Origin of the sequence: Vibrio sp. 03-59-1, from assembly GCF_013114135.1 — a bacterium.
Classification (GTDB): Bacteria; Pseudomonadota; Gammaproteobacteria; order Enterobacterales; family Vibrionaceae; genus Vibrio; species Vibrio cortegadensis.
Map to the genome: position 1 here is coordinate 198,253 of NZ_VTYA01000005.1, position 16,660 is coordinate 214,912.

The window sequence follows — 16,660 nt, forward strand, 5'->3', positions numbered from 1 at the left end:
ACTCAATTAATCATGCGATTAATTATAGGTAGAAATGAATCAAATAAGCAGGAGATTAATTCAACACTAATCAATCAAATGATTAATTAATCGAACCAAGCTCATAGAAACGTAAAAATGTTAATTTAGTGGTCATTAACTCAACACGCCTATCGTCTATTTTCCTTTCTTTCTCTTGTTAACAATAAACCAACTCTACATATAAGATATTAACCTGCATATATAAAATCACGTGACATCATCAGCAGGAAGATGTTGGAATAATCAGCATAAAACACCAAATAAAGCACCCACAAGAGTTAATTGCAAAGATTCCATTCTAAGTGTGAGGAGGATAATAGATTTTCTTGTTTGACGCTTAATGAAATTTACGGTAAATATGTGGTTAACAAATTTTAAGGATACTTGTGTAATGATGTTAACTTCGCCACTTCTACTGAACCTCCTCCTGATCGTGAGCAATGCACGCGGGTAGGTTGTGAACGGCGAATATGTACACAATTTCTAGAAACCCGCACTTGATGCGGGTTTTTTTATAACGGTAAAAATTTAAGCGTGCTACGCATATAAAACCAACGATTACCTTAAAATTATTCTATGGAAGTAAACGGTCTACATCGGAAGAAGGAAGCACTCATGAACGATCAAGTCATCATTTTCGACACCACATTACGTGATGGCGAACAAGCACTCTCCGCCAGTTTGACAGTGAAAGAAAAACTGCAAATTGCCTATGCGCTTGAACGACTGGGTGTCGATGTAATCGAAGCCGGTTTCCCAGTGTCTTCACCTGGCGATTTTGAATCCGTCCAAACTATCGCAAGAAATATCAAAAACAGCCGTATTTGTGGTTTGTCTCGTGCTGTCGCCAAAGATATTGATGCCGCTGCCGAAGCGTTAAAAGTGGCAGAAGCGTTCCGTATTCACACCTTTATTTCAACCTCAACCGTTCATGTTCAAGATAAGCTTCGTCGCAGCTATGATGACGTTGTCGAAATGGGCGTCAAGGCGGTGAAACACGCTCGTAACTATACGGATGATGTGGAATTTTCTTGCGAAGATGCTGGTCGTACACCGATCGATAACCTTTGCCGCATGGTTGAAGCGGCGATTAATGCAGGCGCTAACACCATCAACATTCCAGATACGGTTGGCTACACGGTTCCTAATGAGTTTGGTGGCATCATCCAGCAGCTATTCAACCGCGTACCGAACATCGATAAAGCCATCATTTCGGTTCACTGTCATGATGATTTAGGCATGTCGGTTGCTAACTCTATTGCGGCGGTTCAAGCCGGGGCTCGACAAGTAGAAGGCACCATCAATGGCATTGGTGAGCGTGCGGGTAACTGTTCATTAGAAGAGATTGCAATGATCCTTCAAACCCGTTCAGAGTTTTTAGGGGTTCGAACAGGGCTTAAAAATGATGAAATCCACCGCACCAGCAAGCTAGTCAGTCAACTGTGCAATATGCCAATTCAAAGCAATAAAGCCATTGTTGGGGCGAACGCTTTTAGCCACTCTTCTGGTATCCACCAAGATGGCATGCTTAAGAATAAAAATACTTATGAGATCATGACTCCAGAGTCGATTGGTCTGAAAAACCAAGCGTTGAACCTAACCAGTCGTTCTGGCCGTGCAGCTGTTAAGAGCCACATGGATGGGATGGGTTACAAAGAAGAAGAGTATAACCTCGATACGCTTTACGCTGATTTCGTGAAACTGGCCGACCGTAAAGGCCAAGTCTTTGATTATGATTTAGAAGCATTGATGCATTTCGCTAACCTTCGTGATGAAGATGATTTCTATAAGCTGAACTATCTAAGTGTGCAATCAGGCAGTGTAATGGCGACCACCAGCATCAAGTTATTATGTGGTGATGAAGAAAAATGCGAAGCCGCTGTCGGAAATGGTCCCGTTGATGCTCTTTACCAGTGTATTTACAAATTAACGGGTTACGAAATCGTATTGGACAAGTTCCACCTAACCGCGAAAGGTGAGGGTGAGGATGGTTTAGGCCAAGCCGATATCATTGCTAACTATAAAGGTCGTAAATATCACGGTACTGGCTTAGCGACCGATATTATCGAAGCGTCTGGCCAAGCACTACTGCATGTAATCAATAGCATTCACCGAGCCGATCAAATTGCTGAAATGAAACAAAAGAAGATTGCCGCAGTTTAGAAGAAGCAGACAATAATTTTAAGTCAGAGGAAGTAAACTCTCCCCTGACTGACCAAGTTAAATAAAAAGATTAAAGGATTAACATGACGAATAAAACATACAAGATTGCCATTTTACCGGGCGATGGTATTGGCCCAGAGGTGATGGAACAAGCGCATAAAGTACTGGATGCCATTGAGAAAAAACACGCGATTTCATTCTCTCGCGAACAACATGATGTTGGCGGTATTGCGATTGATAACCACGGCTGTCCACTTCCTGAAAGTACTGTGAAAGGCTGTGAAGAATCTGATGCCGTATTATTTGGTTCTGTTGGTGGTCCTAAGTGGGAACATCTTCCACCAAATGATCAACCGGAACGTGGTGCTCTACTGCCTTTACGTAAGCATTTCCAACTGTTTTGTAACCTTCGTCCAGCCCAGATCCATAAAGGATTAGAAAACTTCTCTCCATTGCGTGCTGACATTTCAGAGCGTGGTTTTGATATCGTGGTGGTTCGTGAACTGACTGGTGGTATCTACTTTGGTCAGCCAAAAGGTCGTGAAGGCGAAGGGCCAAACGAGAAAGCATTTGATACTGAAATTTATCACCGTTATGAAATTGAACGTATCGCCAAAATTGCTTTTGAGTCGGCTCGCCTACGTAATAAGAACGTCTACTCAATCGATAAAGCCAACGTTCTACAAAGCTCAATTTTATGGCGTGAAGTGGTCGAAGAGATCGCTCAAGATTACCCAGATGTAAAACTAAACCACATGTATATTGATAACGCGACCATGCAGCTAATTAAAGACCCTTCTCAATTTGATGTGATGCTGTGTTCAAACATCTTTGGTGACATCATCTCTGATGAGTGCGCGATGATCACAGGTTCAATGGGCATGCTTCCTTCTGCAAGCCTGAATGAAAGCAACTTTGGTTTGTATGAACCAGCAGGTGGTTCAGCTCCAGATATCGCAGGTAAAAACATCGCAAACCCAGTAGCTCAGATCTTATCTGCAGCACTGATGTTACGTTACAGCCTAGGTGAAGAAGAAGCAGCACAAAGCATTGAAGCTGCCGTATCTAAAGCGCTGTCAGCCGGTGAACTTACGGCGGATCTAGCCGGTGATAAGCCAGCCCTAACGACCTCAGCAATGGGCGATAAAATCGCTGAATACATTTTGAATTCGTAATTCAAGGAAGAAGCAATGTCTAACGCAAAAACATTATACGAAAAAATTTACGATGCCCATGTTGCCGTTGCAGCGGAAGGTGAAAACCCAATTTTATACATCGATCGCCATTTGGTGCATGAAGTAACGTCACCACAAGCGTTTGATGGCCTACGTGAAAAAGGCCGTAAAGTTCGCCAAGTCGGTAAAACTTTCGCAACCATGGATCATAACGTATCGACCCAAACCAAAGACATTAATGCCTCTGGTGAAATGGCTCGTATCCAAATGGAAACACTGTCTAAAAACTGTGAAGAGTTTGGCGTAACCCTTTACGATCTCAACCATAAATACCAAGGTATTGTTCATGTTATGGGGCCAGAGCTTGGTATCACTTTACCGGGTATGACGATTGTTTGTGGTGATTCACACACAGCAACCCACGGCGCATTTGGTTCTTTGGCTTTTGGTATTGGTACCTCTGAAGTTGAGCACGTATTAGCGACACAAACGCTAAAACAAGCGCGTGCTAAAACCATGAAAATCGAAGTTAAAGGCAAAGTAGCCGAAGGCATTACGGCAAAAGATATCGTTCTTGCCATCATCGGCAAAACAACCGCTGCGGGTGGTACAGGCTACGTGGTTGAATTTTGCGGTGAAGCCATTACCGATCTAACGATGGAAGGTCGTATGACGGTATGTAACATGGCAATTGAGCTAGGCGCTAAAGCCGGTTTAATTGCACCTGACCAAACCACATTTGATTACATCACTGGCCGTAAATTTTCACCTCAAGGCGAAGATTTAACGGCAGCTATCGAGTACTGGTCTTCACTAAAAACGGATGATGACGCAGAATTTGATGCGGTAGTCACCCTTGATGCCTCAGAGATTAAACCGCAAGTGACTTGGGGCACAAACCCGGGTCAAGTGATTGCCGTTGATCAACCAATCCCTGCACCTGAGAGTTTTGCTGACCCAGTAGAAAAAGCTTCAGCTGAAAAAGCATTAGCTTACATGGGACTTGAAGCAGGTAAATCTCTGTCTGATTACAATGTCGATAAAGTATTTGTTGGCTCATGTACTAACTCACGTATTGAAGACATGCGCGCGGCGGCGGCTGTAGCCAAGGGCAATAAAGTGGCGGCTCATGTTCAAGCTCTGATTGTTCCAGGTTCTGAACAAGTAAAAGCACAAGCAGAAAAAGAAGGTTTGGATGTGATATTTAAAGAAGCTGGCTTTGAATGGCGTCTACCGGGTTGTTCTATGTGTCTTGCTATGAACAACGACCGACTAGGCCCCCAAGAGCGTTGTGCATCAACATCTAATCGTAACTTTGAAGGTCGCCAAGGCCGTGATGGTCGAACTCACCTAGTCAGTCCAGCGATGGCTGCGGCTGCCGCAATTGCGGGTCACTTTGTTGATATTCGCACCATTACTGAACACGCATAAAAGGAATTCACTATGTCAGGTTTTAAGCAACATACAGGTCTAGTCGTTCCTTTAGATACGGCAAACATTGATACGGATGCCATCATACCAAAACAATTTTTACAAAAAGTAAATCGCATTGGTTTTGGTAAACACCTATTTCACGATTGGCGTTTTCTTGATGATGCAGGTGAACAACCTAATCCAGAGTTTGTGATGAATGCCCCTCGCTATCAAGGCGCTACGGTTCTGCTTGCCCGTGAAAACTTTGGTTGTGGCTCCTCGCGTGAACACGCACCTTGGGCACTCGCGGATTATGGCATCCAAGTGATGATCGCCCCAAGTTTTGCTGATATTTTTTACGGCAACTCCATCAATAACCAAATGGTACCCGTTCGCTTAACGGAATCTGAAGTCGATGAGATCTTCCAGTTTATCGAAGCAAACGAAGGGGCTAAAGTTACAATAGATTTGGAAGCCATGTTAGTCACAGCGAATGGTAAGCAATACTCTTTTGAGATTGATGAATTCCGTCGCCACTGCTTATTAAATGGGTTAGATAATATTGGTTTAACGCTGCAACACGCGGATAAGATTGCTCAATACGAAACCACTATTCCCAACTTTTTAAAATAGATAATTCAGTCATCGTTTTAAAGGTAAGAATAGCGATAAAGGTGAGTCATGTATGTGGCTCACCTTTTCCTTGTTTAACTTGAAATATAATACGAAGCGACAAGGTCTGATAAGTTAAGCTGTATCATTCAAATTTCTAGTGGAGCCTTCAATGAAATACATTTTATCCTTCCTCATCATTCTCTTCTCCACCTCTAGCCTTGCGGCGCCAAAATCTGACTTATGGTCTTATTGGAATCAAAGTGACGAAACAAACACAGCCAAAATATCTCATCAATCTTGGCAGGAGATTTTAAATCAATATTTGAGCGTTGAAGGTGAAAACACCCTTTTTGCGTATGACAAAGTGACCAGAACCGATCAAAACAAACTCACGAATTATCTAAAGCAACTCGCGTCGCTGGATCCTCGCCACTATTCAAAAAACGAACAATATGCCTATTGGGTCAACTTCTATAACGCCCTAACCGTCAACATCATCATCGAAAATTACCCGATAGAGTCAATAACCAAGCTTGGTGGATTCTTCAGTTTTGGACCTTGGGGAGAGGACATCACGACGGTTGCAGGAAAAACGTTGACCTTAAATGATATTGAACACCGAATCTTGCGTCCAATCTGGCAAGATCCACGCACCCATTATGCCGTTAATTGCGCCAGTTTAGGTTGTCCAAATTTACAAGCTACAGCATTCCGTGCCGACAATACCGAACAACTGCTTGAGCTCGCAGCGAATCAATACATTAATAGTGACAAAGGTGCCTTGCGACAAGGTAAGAACTTACAGCTCTCTTCGATATATGACTGGTTCATTGAGGATTTTGGTTCAGAAGAGGTATTATTTAAGCACTTAGGTTCCTATCGAAATGGTCTTGCCGATTTTAAAGGAAAGATCACTTACGACTACGATTGGAACCTAAATAAAAAGTAAGCACGAAAGGAAGAGCGTACGACTGTAACCATTAAAAGCGAGAGTTCGGCTGGGTTAAAAACTCAACCTCTTCAGCCGTTGAAGGGCGACCTAAAACATCATTACGATGAGGGTAACGCCCAAAACGCTCAATAATCACTTTGTGTTTATGTTCAAATTCAGCGTTCCCTTCAAGGCCATTCGATTCAAACAGCGCCACCGCTTGTTGATGAATTTTTAATGATTCACTATGCATGAAAGGCATGTATAAAAAACTACGCTGAATCGCCGTCAGTTGTTGATCACAGCCTTGCGCAATCGCCTCTTGAGCTAATCCTAATGCAAGTGGGTCAGCAGAGAACGCTTGTGCAGTATCTCGATATACATTGCGCGAGAACTGATCAAGAACAATGATCTCTGCTAAACGCCCTTCCGCACTATCCCTCCAGTCAAACAACTCACTTTGAGCAGCTTGAATCAACAAACCACCAAAGCGCTGCTGAATACAAGAATCCAGTTCATCACTACGACTGAACCAATCTGCGGGAGTCAACTCTTCAAACCAAAACGTCAGTACATCCTTATACATAGATAGCTCCTTGCTATTTAATACCTTTCACTTTTTTAATTAAGTCATAAGCATTTTGGATCTCTTGTGCTTTCTCTTTTGCAACATTCATCATTTCTGGTGGTAAGCCTTTCGCCATCAACTTGTCCGGATGATGTTCGTTCATCAATTTACGGTGAGCACGTTTAAGCTCTTTTGGCTCAGTATCTTCACTCACACCTAGTACATTATAGGCATCTGCCAATTGACTTGCTTGTGAGGCTTGTTGCCAATTACCTTGCTGGCCATGCCCACCTTGTTGACCACCGCCCTGCTGAAAACGAAACGCGGCCTCTTGCATGTGCAAACGACGTTCTAGTTGTTCCGCAGAAAACCCAAGACCTTGCGCTATTTTATGTAAAACACTGCGCTCACTCGGATCTAGTTGACCATCTGCAAATGCGGCGGAGATTTGTAATTCTAAGAAGAACTGCATTAAATCAAAACGCCCTCCCGTCGAAACACGGACGCGTTGTAGCACTTCATCTAAAGGGAAATCTGACTCTTTACCATCACGAAATGCATCTTGCGCCGCTTTCCGTTGTTCGCCATGAAGATTCATGCGTTCCATCATGGTTGAAGCTAATTGGATCTCTTCACGTGTAACTTGGCCTTTTGCTTTTGCTACATGTCCCATCACCGAAAATGCGGCTTTAAAGAACTCGTTCTGACGTTCCACTTGGCTTGGCCCTGAACCAAAACCAGCCGTTCTAAAGCCGGCCTGATTTAAGCGACGAGCTTTGTCAAATTGATGACCTAGAAAAAGTCCGAACATGGCGCCCAACGGGCCACCAAATAAAAAACCAAAAAAGGCGCCAAGAATTTTGCCAAAAATCTGCATTATGTGTTCTCTATCTATGAATTTTTTAGGAGTAATGTGGTCTTATAGTGCTGGATGCATTTATTTCCTTTATCATAAGGGAGATAATTTTTTCTCATTTCGGTTGTATGTTAAACAACCGCTAAGTTAGTGACAAAGGATAGTTCAATTCAATGCAATGTTTTTCCCGCACCTTTTTAGCCGCTTCTATTAGCGCCGCTTTGTTAGTGCCAACCGCCCAGGCAGAAACTACCGCAACTGATAGTGTGCAGGAAATGCCCTCTACAGATCAATGTTTGATCGACTCTTCTGTCAATTCTAATGCGAATCAAGAGCCTATTGTTGTCACTGCCGATAGCTTAGAAGCGATTAATGGCGATAAAGCTTCATACTCTGGTGACGTCAAAATAACTCAGGGTCAGAAGGTTATTTCTGCCGATAAAATCACACTGCATCAACAAGATAACATTGCAATAGCTGAAGGTAATGTGCATTTTACTGATGGGCAATTTGAAGCCAATTCGACCCGCGTAACTAGCGATTTAGCCAGCAATGAGTTTGAATTAGAAAATACTCAATATAACTTTGTTTGCCAACAAGGTCGTGGGGATGCCGTTTATATCTCAAAAACAGGTAAAGCGGTTTACCAATTACAAGATGGTTCTATCACCTCATGTCCCGATGGTGACAATTCATGGCGCATGGTTGCATCTGAAATCAAAGTCGATCAAAACGAAGAGAGCGCCACATTCTATCACCCAAGATTTGAAGTGCTCGATGTCCCTATTTTCTATGCCCCTTATATAACGGTACCCATCGGTAATACAAGAAAGACGGGCTTCTTATTCCCAAGCATCGCTTATGGTTCTAGTGATGGTTTTGAATTTGAGATGCCATTTTATTGGAATATTGCTCCGGATTATGATGCCACCATTACCACGCTTTATATGCAAGAGCGTGGAACAAAGTTTGATGCTGACTTCCGCTACCTAACCGATGGATTTGGTGAAGGTGAGATTAAAACCGAATATTTAGGTTCAGATAGAAAATATACCGACCCAGGTGAGCGTTGGGCTTTTCAATATAAACACGACGGTATCATCAATAGCAACTGGAGGGTCATGGCAGACTACTCTCAAGTCAGTGATAACGATTATTTCCGTGATTTAGACTCTGATATTGGTAAGCGTGAAGATGGTCAACTCATGCAAGAAGGCGCGGTATTTTATCGCTCACAATTTTGGGATATGTCACTGCAAGTTCGTGACTTCCAAGTCTTAGTTGACGATAGTTCACCCTACCGACTACTGCCGCAGGTTGGCTTCAATTATTACACACCTCTTTGGGGGAACTACGTTAACTTTGATCTAAAGAGTCAAGTTAGCCGCTTTGATACTAATGACAAAGCCAAGCCATCAGCTACTCGTGCTCATATAGAGCCCGGAATTACCATTCCCCTATCAAATACATGGGCGAGTTGGACAACCGAAGCTCGAGTCTTAGCAACCTACTATCAGCAAGATCTAGATAGCATCACACAAGATACCAACAATCTAAAAAATAGCTTAGATGAGAGAGTTTCTCGCGTTATTCCAGAGTTTCGAACTCATGCCGGAATTTATCTAGAGCGTGAAACTCAAATATTTGATGGCTATGTACAAAGTTTAGAGCCACAAGTTCAATACTTATATGTACCAGATGAAGATCAAACCAATATTTATAACTACGATACAACTCTGCTACAAACCGACTATTACGGACTGTTCCGCAGTCGTAAATACAGCAGTGTTGATAAAGTCGCACCAGCAAACCAAGTCAGCTATGGCGCAAGTACTCGCTTTTTTGATGAGAGCTACAAAGAGCGTCTGAACATCTCATTTGGTCAGATTTACTACATCGATAAGACCACTAAAATCGCGTCGAATGAAGAGTCATCATCCAACTATTCATCATGGGCGATTGAAACCGATTTTAACTATGATGACTTCCTATTTTATCATGGTGGCATGCAGTACGACATTGACTTAGGTTCAATGCAACTGGCTAACAGCACTTTTGAATACCAATTTAAAAAGGGCTTTATCCAGACAAACTATCGCTACGTAACCAAAGAATACATTGAAGATACCATTGAGTTTACTGACCTAAACAAAGTGACAAAAGATGGTATATCTCAAGCTGGGATCTTAGGCGCTTACAATATTGATTCTAAATGGACGATTAGCGGTCAGTATTACCATGATCTAACTGAAGATGTGGAACTTGAGTGGCTAGCCAATTTGCGTTACCGCTCTGATTGTTGGTATATCGCCTTCACTTACTCAAATCAGATTCGAGGCTGGAATAAAGCAGTCATTGGCTCTGAAGGCTCAAAACCTGATTATGAAAACAACATTGGCATCAACTTTGGTATTGAAGGTTTTGCAACCAACAGCTCAGCCCGAACTGAATTAAGAGATATTGATACTTCAGATAATGCGATCACTTACGGTAGACCTTTTTATCTAAACAATTAATGCTCTAAGTATTAACTAAATTACTATTTTGGCTTACTTCTAATGAGGTAAGCCCCAACAAAATGAGACTTTGAATGAAATCGTGGAAATGTACTCTATTGAGTCTATTGGCAACTCTTAATATGGCACAAGCGAATGCTGCCCCTGTCGAGCTTGATAAAGTGGCGGTTATTGTCAATGAAAGTGTCGTATTGCAGAGCGATATTGATGCATCACTGAAGACACTGCGTGCCAATGCGAAGAAAAACAACCAAACGTTACCAAGCGAAGCTGTATTACGTGAACAGGTTATTGAGAAACTCATTCTCGATACAATTCAAACCCAAGAAGCCGATCGTATTGGGGTTCGTATTGATGATAACCGTCTGAACGAAGCGATTGCTGAAATTGCAAAAGAGAATAACCAAACCATTGAACAACTCAGCGCTTCTATTGCGGCTGAAGGGTTGAGCTACCCTGCGTTTCGCGAGCAAGTTCGTAAAGAAATCGCAGCCAGTGAAGCGCGTAATGCACTGGTTCGCCGCCGCATTAACATTCTTCCAGCGGAAGTGGATAACCTTGCGAATATCCTAGCTCAAGAAACGAATGCAACCGTACAATACAAAATTGGCCATATTCAGCTACGATTTAATGACCAGCAAGAGAAGTCAGAGATCGAAGAACAAGCAAATCAACTTGCAGAAAAACTCGCGAATGGCGCAGATTTCAGCACAATGGCTTACACCTACTCTAAAGGCCCAAAAGCGCTACAAGGCGGTGATTGGGGTTGGATGCGTAAAGAAGAGATGCCAACGATCTTTGCCGATCAAATTAAACTGCAAAATAAAGGCAGCATCATCGGTCCATTTAGAAGTGGTGTCGGCTTTCATATCCTAAAAATTGAAGACATTAAAGGGCTAGAGACTGTTGCCGTTACGGAAGTGAATGCTCGTCATATATTGATTAAGCCGACCTTAATCCTTAGCGATGAAGGTGTTAAGAAAGAGCTATTAAACATCACGCAACGTATCAATTCTGGAGAAGCTACATTTGCGGATCTTGCTCAACAATATAGCCAAGACCCTGGTTCTGCTGCTCAAAATGGTGAACTGGGATACCAAACGCCAGATCTTTATGTTCCAGAATTCAAACATCAAATAGAAACATTGCCAGTCAACAAAATCAGCGAACCATTTAAAACGGTTCATGGATGGCATATTGTGGAAGTTCTTGATCGCAGAGAAGTCGACAAAACCGATGCAGCATTGAAAAACAAAGCATACCGCATCCTTTTCAATCGCAAATTTAACGAAGAAGCAGGGGCATGGATGCAAGAAATTCGTGCTAGTGCATTTGTTGAAATGGCTGAAGCTAAGGAGCAATAATGGCAATTACTCGACGCATAGTCGTAACCGCTGGTGAACCAGCAGGTATAGGACCAGATCTCGTACTTGCATTGTCACGAGAATCTTGGACTCATCAAATTGTCGTATGTGCTGATAAAAACTTATTAAATCAAAGAGCTCGTGAGCTAAATATTGATGTTGAACTCATCGATTATGACTCAACGTTAGCCGCTCAGCCACAAAAAGCAGGCTCTTTGATTGTTGATCATCTACCCTTGGCGGCACCTGTCGTCGCCGGAGCTTTAGATGAAGCGAATGGACATTACGTATTAAATACATTAGAAAGAGCCGCGACAGGCTGTATGAATGATGAATTTGATGCTATTGTCACCGGCCCTGTTCACAAGGGAGTAATTAACCGAGCTGGCGTTGCTTTTAGCGGCCATACTGAGTTTTTTGCTGAAAAGTCCAATACACCACTAGTAGTGATGATGTTGGCAACCGAAGGATTACGAGTTGCTCTGGTTACAACTCATATCCCACTCGCTTACGTCTCGAAAGCGGTCACGGAAGAACGTCTTGAGAAAATCATCAAGATTTTACATCAAGATTTAGTCGAGAAGTTTGCTATAGAAAACCCATCAATCTACGTGTGTGGCTTAAACCCGCATGCAGGAGAAGATGGCTGTTTAGGACGTGAAGAGATCGAAACGATCACTCCAACGCTAGATAAAATTCGACAACAAGATGGTATAAATTTGATTGGTCCATTACCAGCAGACACCATCTTTAATGACAAGTATTTGCAAGATGCAGATGCTGTTTTAGGAATGTATCACGATCAAGTACTGCCTGTATTGAAGTACAAAGGCTTTGGTCGCTCAGTAAACATTACTCTTGGACTGCCTTTTATCAGAACATCGGTAGACCACGGTACTGCTTTAGATTTGGCTGGGACAGGCCAAGCGGATACAGGGAGCTTTAGAACAGCGCTCACGCACGCGATTGAATTAGTAGAGAATAAACAATGAGAAATGATGTCCACTTAGGACACAAAGCGCGTAAACGTTTTGGTCAAAACTTCCTTCATGATCCTTATATCATTGACGGTATCGTATCAGCTATCAACCCACTTCCAGGTCAAAACCTAGTGGAAATTGGTCCTGGACTTGGTGCCATCACTGAGCCTGTTGGCCGTGAAGTTGAGAAATTTACAGTTATCGAGCTTGACCGAGACCTCGCAGAACGCCTTCGCAACCACCCTGAATTGGCAGATAAACTGACCATTCATGAAGGTGATGCTATGCGTTTCGATTTTGAACAGTTAGTGAAACCAAATAACAAACTGCGTATTTTTGGTAACTTGCCATACAACATTTCAACGCCTCTAATGTTCCATCTCTTTGAGTTTCATAAAGATATTCAAGATATGCACTTCATGCTACAAAAAGAAGTGGTGAACCGTTTAGCGGCCGGCCCTGGCAGTAAAGCTTATGGTCGTTTAACCGTAATGGCACAATACTTTTGTAAAGTGGTTCCGGTTCTGGAAGTGCCGCCAACGGCATTCATCCCACCACCAAAAGTGGATTCAGCTGTCGTGCGCTTAATGCCATACGAAGTGTTACCTTACCCTGCGAAGAACCTAAAATGGTTAGATCGCGTATGTCGCGAAGGTTTCAACCAGCGTCGTAAAACGGTTCGTAATTGCTACAAAACACTTCTTAGTACAGAAATTTTGGAAGAGTTGGGCGTTAACCCTAGCATGCGTCCAGAGAATTTAACGCTAAAACAGTTTGTTGATATGGCAAACTGGCTTGAAGATAATCACGCCGTTTCAAATTAAAATAAAGGGTTCTAAATTAGATTTAGAACCCTTTTTCTATCGGCTAGCAATCCCCTTTATAGGAGAATGACATGGACGTATCCATCCCTTGTATAAAGTGCCAAGTTCAAACCAGATACATTGAAGAGCAATCTCAGCCAGAACAGAAACGCTACGTCTTTGCTTATTTAATGACCATCCGAAACCTCAGCACTCAAACGGTACAGCTTATTAGCCGTCAATGGCTGATCACCGATGCCAATGGAAAGCAGCTTGTGATTGAAGGGGATGGTGTGGTTGGCCAACAACCATTTATTGATGCAAACGACGAGTATAGCTATAGCAGCGGAACGGCAATTGAAACCCCTGTTGGAGTCATGCAAGGAAAATACATCATGCGTGATGAGCACGGGCAAGAGTTTGCTGCTGAAATTGATCCATTCCGCTTAGCGATTCCCAACATCCTAAATTAACGCCAGATAGAGAGCCATTTATGTCCACATATGTCGTTGGAGATATACAGGGTTGCTACGATGAATTACGTCAGCTTTTAGATACGGTCTCTTTTGACACGAATCAAGATACGCTTTGGCTTGCGGGTGACCTTGTGGCTCGTGGTCCAAAATCACTTGAAACATTGCGATTCGTAAAATCACTAGGTAGCGCAGCCAAAGTGGTGCTTGGTAATCATGATCTCCACCTTCTCGCAATCTCAATTGGTATACATCCGATCAAGGAAAAAGATAGAACAGCCGATATTTTTGATGCCCCTGATAAAGATGAGCTCTTCCATTGGCTACGTAAACAGCCTCTTTTAGCTGAACATGATGAATTTGTTATGTGCCATGCTGGCGTCTCACCACAATGGAATTTGGAACAGGCAAGAGCAGCAGCCAAAGAGATTGAAGAGGTATTGTCTAGTGCCCAGTGGCGTTGGTTACTCACGAATATGTACGATAACAAACCCGATTTGTGGGATGACAACCTGGCAGGAATAGAGCGTTACCGTTACATTATTAACGCTTATACCAGAATGCGTTTCTGCTTTAATGACATGCGTTTAGATATGGAGTGTAAACTCCCCCCTAATGAACTCAATGACGACAAGCTTATGCCTTGGTTCAAACTTCCACAACGAGTCGCCTTTGAAAAGCCTATTCTGTTTGGTCACTGGGCTGCACTTGAGGGATACTCTGGGGAGGATGTCATCGGGTTAGATACAGGCTGTGTTTGGGGTGGTCACTTAACTATGATCAGATGGGAAGATAAACAATTTTTTACTCAGCCAGCACTATAACTTCGCCGTGAATATAGCGTCCTAAAGATGATAATGATGCCCTGTAGACTCACAGGGCATAAAAAGCGATTAACCACGCTCTAGCGTAACAAATCTCATGTCATAAGCATTTTTATCGTCAGCTGCATAGCTTTCTGAGTATGACTCAATCCAACCCCGTCCCCATTCAGGAAATTGAGTATCACCACCTTCAATATCGGTATCGATAAATGTTAGATATAATTTATCTGCCTGATTGAGGTAAGTTTCATAGATGGAGCCACCACCAATAACCATTAGCTCTGCACAATCACCGGCCGCTTCTTTCGCCGCTTCCATAGATGTCACGGTCACAACACCATCAATCTTTAAGTCAGGATCTCGGCTGATCACAATATTTTTACGGCCTGGCAAAGGGCGACCAATAGAATCATAGGTTTTTCGCCCCATCACAATAGGCTTACCTAAAGTACTGCGTTTGAACCAAGCAAAATCAGCAGGCAAGTGCCATGGCATCTGATTATCTTTTCCAATAACACGTTCATTAGCCATAGCGGCAATCATACTGATGATCATCATAATCCTATTTTAGTGAGTTCATGGTTAGCGATAGGCTACACAATGGGTCTGCGACGATAGAATAGCAACCCTGGTACCGCTAATCCAATCGCAAGACCTGCGATAATGAACATCGCCTTCAAAAAGTTTTCCATTAAAGTGGCGACGAGTTCTGGGGTGTACCCCATATGATTAATTTCAACCATAGCAATCATCGCTTTAAATGCGAAGACTCCTGGAACCATAGGAATCAAAGCCGCAACGGTAAACACCTTAGGATGAGCTAAAAATTTGTGCGACCAATGGACACCTACCATGCCGACAATGGTGGCTGCGAAAAAGGTGGCCCACTCAATAGGAATACCGAACTGCATCATTAAATAGCGACTTCCGTGACCAATAGAGCCACCAAGCGCACAGTAAATTAATGCTTTCTGCGGCACATTAAACACCAGTGCAAAGCCAACGGCAGGAATAGCGGCAAAAAACATATCGTTCAGCAGTCCGAGAAGTAAATCCATCAATTGATAATCCATTATCCAACCCACCCCCATACTCCGGTTAAACTCATTGCTGCAACAATGCCTAAACTTGTGGCTAAGGTTAATAAGCTCGCCATAACAAATCGTGCAATGCCCATATTAATATGCCCTTTAAGCATATCGGCAACGGCATTAATCAGCGGAAAACCGGGAACAAGCATTAATACAGAAGAAGCCATGACAATCTCAGGCAAATTACCAATGTTATACAACACCGCTTGGGCTGAAATAGCACTGGTCACAAAAGCCGTCGCGGCAAAGTTCATTAGAGGGTTAAAGTGTCGATGCCCGATCTCTTGACGAACAATCATTCCAGAGGAAGAAGCAAGAAATGTCATCGCAAAAACAGACCAGTCACCACCGGCCAAATGACTAAATGAAGCGCAAGATAAACCAATCATGAATACGACAAGCCAGCGGTTATAACGCTCGGGACTTATCTCATTTAGTTTTTGCTGAGCAAGGGAGTAATCTACAATGCCTTTTTCAAGCATAATGCAGATCCTTTGGATCTGAGTGACCGCTCGCATGTTGATCCCACGATCAGGACAACTTCGGGTTGTTGTGATGCAGTGATCATCCATCATAGTTGTTACCACAAGTGAGTTAGCGGAAAGCGCGACTTCCACTTCATCCATTCCACTTGCGAGTCCAATTCGACGCATAATGTCACCAACTAATGCGCTTTCAGCTCCGTGAGCCAACAACATTTGCCCTGCTTGAGCAATCAATCGCGACGTTGCTCTCTGTTTTGATGCCATGAATCCTTCCATTTGGCCAATTATTCAATAAGTGCAGTAGTCTGCATGAAAAATAGCTTACGGGATATGATATAGATACAAAAAAACCGCAATTCACATTGCGGTTTTAGTCAACTAG

16 protein-coding genes are annotated in these 16,660 nt (G+C 42.9%); 11 read left to right on the forward strand and 5 right to left on the reverse strand.

Annotated elements, in window-relative coordinates; all coding sequences use genetic code 11:
- Positions 1–636: 636 nt before the first annotated feature.
- From leuA to F0249_RS07200, 5 genes are all read left to right on the forward strand, one after another.
- Positions 637–2,184: a 2-isopropylmalate synthase gene (gene leuA, locus F0249_RS07180; RefSeq protein ID WP_113799555.1), complete on the forward strand. Its 1,548-nt coding sequence runs from the start codon at positions 637–639 to the stop codon at positions 2,182–2,184.
- A gap of 83 nt (positions 2,185–2,267) precedes the next feature.
- The gene (gene leuB / locus F0249_RS07185) at positions 2,268–3,359 is read left to right on the forward strand and encodes a 3-isopropylmalate dehydrogenase (RefSeq protein WP_113799557.1); all 1,092 of its coding nucleotides are present in this window, start codon (positions 2,268–2,270) and stop codon (positions 3,357–3,359) included.
- Positions 3,360–3,374: 15 nt separating this feature from the next.
- Complete coding sequence (leuC, locus tag F0249_RS07190) at positions 3,375–4,790, forward strand: 3-isopropylmalate dehydratase large subunit (protein ID WP_017051141.1); 1,416 nt, start codon at positions 3,375–3,377, stop codon at positions 4,788–4,790.
- 12 nt (positions 4,791–4,802) lie between these two features.
- Positions 4,803–5,405 (forward strand): 3-isopropylmalate dehydratase small subunit, encoded by a 603-nt coding sequence (gene leuD / locus F0249_RS07195; RefSeq protein WP_171756232.1) that lies wholly within the window; start codon positions 4,803–4,805, stop codon positions 5,403–5,405.
- Positions 5,406–5,556: 151 nt separating this feature from the next.
- Positions 5,557–6,336 (forward strand): DUF547 domain-containing protein, encoded by a 780-nt coding sequence (locus tag F0249_RS07200; RefSeq protein ID WP_171756233.1) that lies wholly within the window; start codon positions 5,557–5,559, stop codon positions 6,334–6,336.
- A 31-nt stretch (positions 6,337–6,367) separates the two neighbouring features.
- Here F0249_RS07200 and F0249_RS07205 read toward each other — a convergent pair whose 3' ends face one another.
- Together F0249_RS07205 and djlA are read right to left on the reverse strand one after the other, a co-directional pair.
- Positions 6,368–6,904 (reverse strand): DUF924 family protein, encoded by a 537-nt coding sequence (locus F0249_RS07205; RefSeq protein WP_171756234.1) that lies wholly within the window; start codon positions 6,902–6,904, stop codon positions 6,368–6,370.
- Positions 6,905–6,917: 13 nt separating this feature from the next.
- On the reverse strand, positions 6,918–7,763 hold the full coding sequence (gene djlA, locus F0249_RS07210; RefSeq protein ID WP_017051145.1) for a co-chaperone DjlA: 846 nt from the start codon (positions 7,761–7,763) through the stop codon (positions 6,918–6,920).
- A 152-nt stretch (positions 7,764–7,915) separates the two neighbouring features.
- On the opposite strand from djlA, the gene lptD reads away from it, so the two are divergent.
- The 6 genes from lptD (at position 7,916) to apaH (ending at position 14,702) form a co-directional block, all read left to right on the forward strand.
- On the forward strand, positions 7,916–10,258 hold the full coding sequence (gene lptD / locus F0249_RS07215) for an LPS assembly protein LptD (RefSeq protein ID WP_017051146.1): 2,343 nt from the start codon (positions 7,916–7,918) through the stop codon (positions 10,256–10,258).
- Positions 10,259–10,332: 74 nt separating this feature from the next.
- Positions 10,333–11,622 (forward strand): peptidylprolyl isomerase SurA, encoded by a 1,290-nt coding sequence (surA, locus tag F0249_RS07220; protein WP_171756235.1) that lies wholly within the window; start codon positions 10,333–10,335, stop codon positions 11,620–11,622.
- A complete protein-coding gene (gene pdxA, locus F0249_RS07225) occupies positions 11,622–12,614 on the forward strand; it encodes a 4-hydroxythreonine-4-phosphate dehydrogenase PdxA (protein ID WP_017051148.1) in 993 nt (330 codons plus the stop codon). The genes surA and pdxA overlap by 1 nt, the downstream gene beginning before the upstream one ends.
- Entirely contained in the window at positions 12,611–13,426 is an 816-nt protein-coding gene (rsmA, locus tag F0249_RS07230) for a 16S rRNA (adenine(1518)-N(6)/adenine(1519)-N(6))-dimethyltransferase RsmA (protein WP_171756236.1), read from the forward strand. Before pdxA ends, rsmA begins: the two co-directional genes overlap by 4 nt.
- A 71-nt stretch (positions 13,427–13,497) precedes the next feature.
- Positions 13,498–13,878: a Co2+/Mg2+ efflux protein ApaG gene (apaG, locus tag F0249_RS07235; protein WP_017051150.1), complete on the forward strand. Its 381-nt coding sequence runs from the start codon at positions 13,498–13,500 to the stop codon at positions 13,876–13,878.
- A gap of 20 nt (positions 13,879–13,898) precedes the next feature.
- Positions 13,899–14,702 (forward strand): bis(5'-nucleosyl)-tetraphosphatase (symmetrical) ApaH, encoded by an 804-nt coding sequence (apaH, locus tag F0249_RS07240; protein ID WP_017051151.1) that lies wholly within the window; start codon positions 13,899–13,901, stop codon positions 14,700–14,702.
- A gap of 69 nt (positions 14,703–14,771) precedes the next feature.
- Here the strand turns inward: apaH and folA are convergent, their stop codons facing one another.
- From folA to F0249_RS07255, 3 genes are read right to left on the reverse strand one after another with little or no spacing between them, the layout of a single operon-like run.
- On the reverse strand, positions 14,772–15,257 hold the full coding sequence (gene folA, locus F0249_RS07245) for a type 3 dihydrofolate reductase (protein ID WP_171756262.1): 486 nt from the start codon (positions 15,255–15,257) through the stop codon (positions 14,772–14,774).
- A gap of 38 nt (positions 15,258–15,295) precedes the next feature.
- Positions 15,296–15,793: a threonine/serine exporter family protein gene (locus F0249_RS07250; protein WP_029203212.1), complete on the reverse strand. Its 498-nt coding sequence runs from the start codon at positions 15,791–15,793 to the stop codon at positions 15,296–15,298.
- The gene (locus F0249_RS07255) at positions 15,775–16,542 is read right to left on the reverse strand and encodes a threonine/serine exporter ThrE family protein (RefSeq protein ID WP_171756237.1); all 768 of its coding nucleotides are present in this window, start codon (positions 16,540–16,542) and stop codon (positions 15,775–15,777) included. The genes F0249_RS07250 and F0249_RS07255 overlap by 19 nt, the downstream gene beginning before the upstream one ends.
- Positions 16,543–16,660: the final 118 nt, after the last annotated feature.

Excerpts from the sequence above, each read along its gene's own strand:
- leuA (WP_113799555.1), top strand. The coding sequence starts at position 637 with ATGAACGATCAAGTCATCATTTTCGACACCACATTACGTGATGGCGAA.
- apaH (WP_017051151.1), top strand. The coding sequence starts at position 13,899 with ATGTCCACATATGTCGTTGGAGATATACAGGGTTGCTACGATGAATTA.
- apaG (WP_017051150.1), top strand. The coding sequence starts at position 13,498 with ATGGACGTATCCATCCCTTGTATAAAGTGCCAAGTTCAAACCAGATAC.
- pdxA (WP_017051148.1), top strand. The coding sequence starts at position 11,622 with ATGGCAATTACTCGACGCATAGTCGTAACCGCTGGTGAACCAGCAGGT.
- rsmA (WP_171756236.1), top strand. The coding sequence starts at position 12,611 with ATGAGAAATGATGTCCACTTAGGACACAAAGCGCGTAAACGTTTTGGT.
- F0249_RS07255 (WP_171756237.1), bottom strand. The coding sequence starts at position 16,542 with ATGGCATCAAAACAGAGAGCAACGTCGCGATTGATTGCTCAAGCAGGG.
- surA (WP_171756235.1), top strand. The coding sequence starts at position 10,333 with ATGAAATCGTGGAAATGTACTCTATTGAGTCTATTGGCAACTCTTAAT.
- leuD (WP_171756232.1), top strand. The coding sequence starts at position 4,803 with ATGTCAGGTTTTAAGCAACATACAGGTCTAGTCGTTCCTTTAGATACG.
- djlA (WP_017051145.1), bottom strand. The coding sequence starts at position 7,763 with ATGCAGATTTTTGGCAAAATTCTTGGCGCCTTTTTTGGTTTTTTATTT.
- F0249_RS07205 (WP_171756234.1), bottom strand. The coding sequence starts at position 6,904 with ATGTATAAGGATGTACTGACGTTTTGGTTTGAAGAGTTGACTCCCGCA.
- F0249_RS07250 (WP_029203212.1), bottom strand. The coding sequence starts at position 15,793 with ATGGGGGTGGGTTGGATAATGGATTATCAATTGATGGATTTACTTCTC.
- F0249_RS07200 (WP_171756233.1), top strand. The coding sequence starts at position 5,557 with ATGAAATACATTTTATCCTTCCTCATCATTCTCTTCTCCACCTCTAGC.
- leuB (WP_113799557.1), top strand. The coding sequence starts at position 2,268 with ATGACGAATAAAACATACAAGATTGCCATTTTACCGGGCGATGGTATT.
- leuC (WP_017051141.1), top strand. The coding sequence starts at position 3,375 with ATGTCTAACGCAAAAACATTATACGAAAAAATTTACGATGCCCATGTT.
- lptD (WP_017051146.1), top strand. The coding sequence starts at position 7,916 with ATGCAATGTTTTTCCCGCACCTTTTTAGCCGCTTCTATTAGCGCCGCT.
- folA (WP_171756262.1), bottom strand. The coding sequence starts at position 15,257 with ATGATCATCAGTATGATTGCCGCTATGGCTAATGAACGTGTTATTGGA.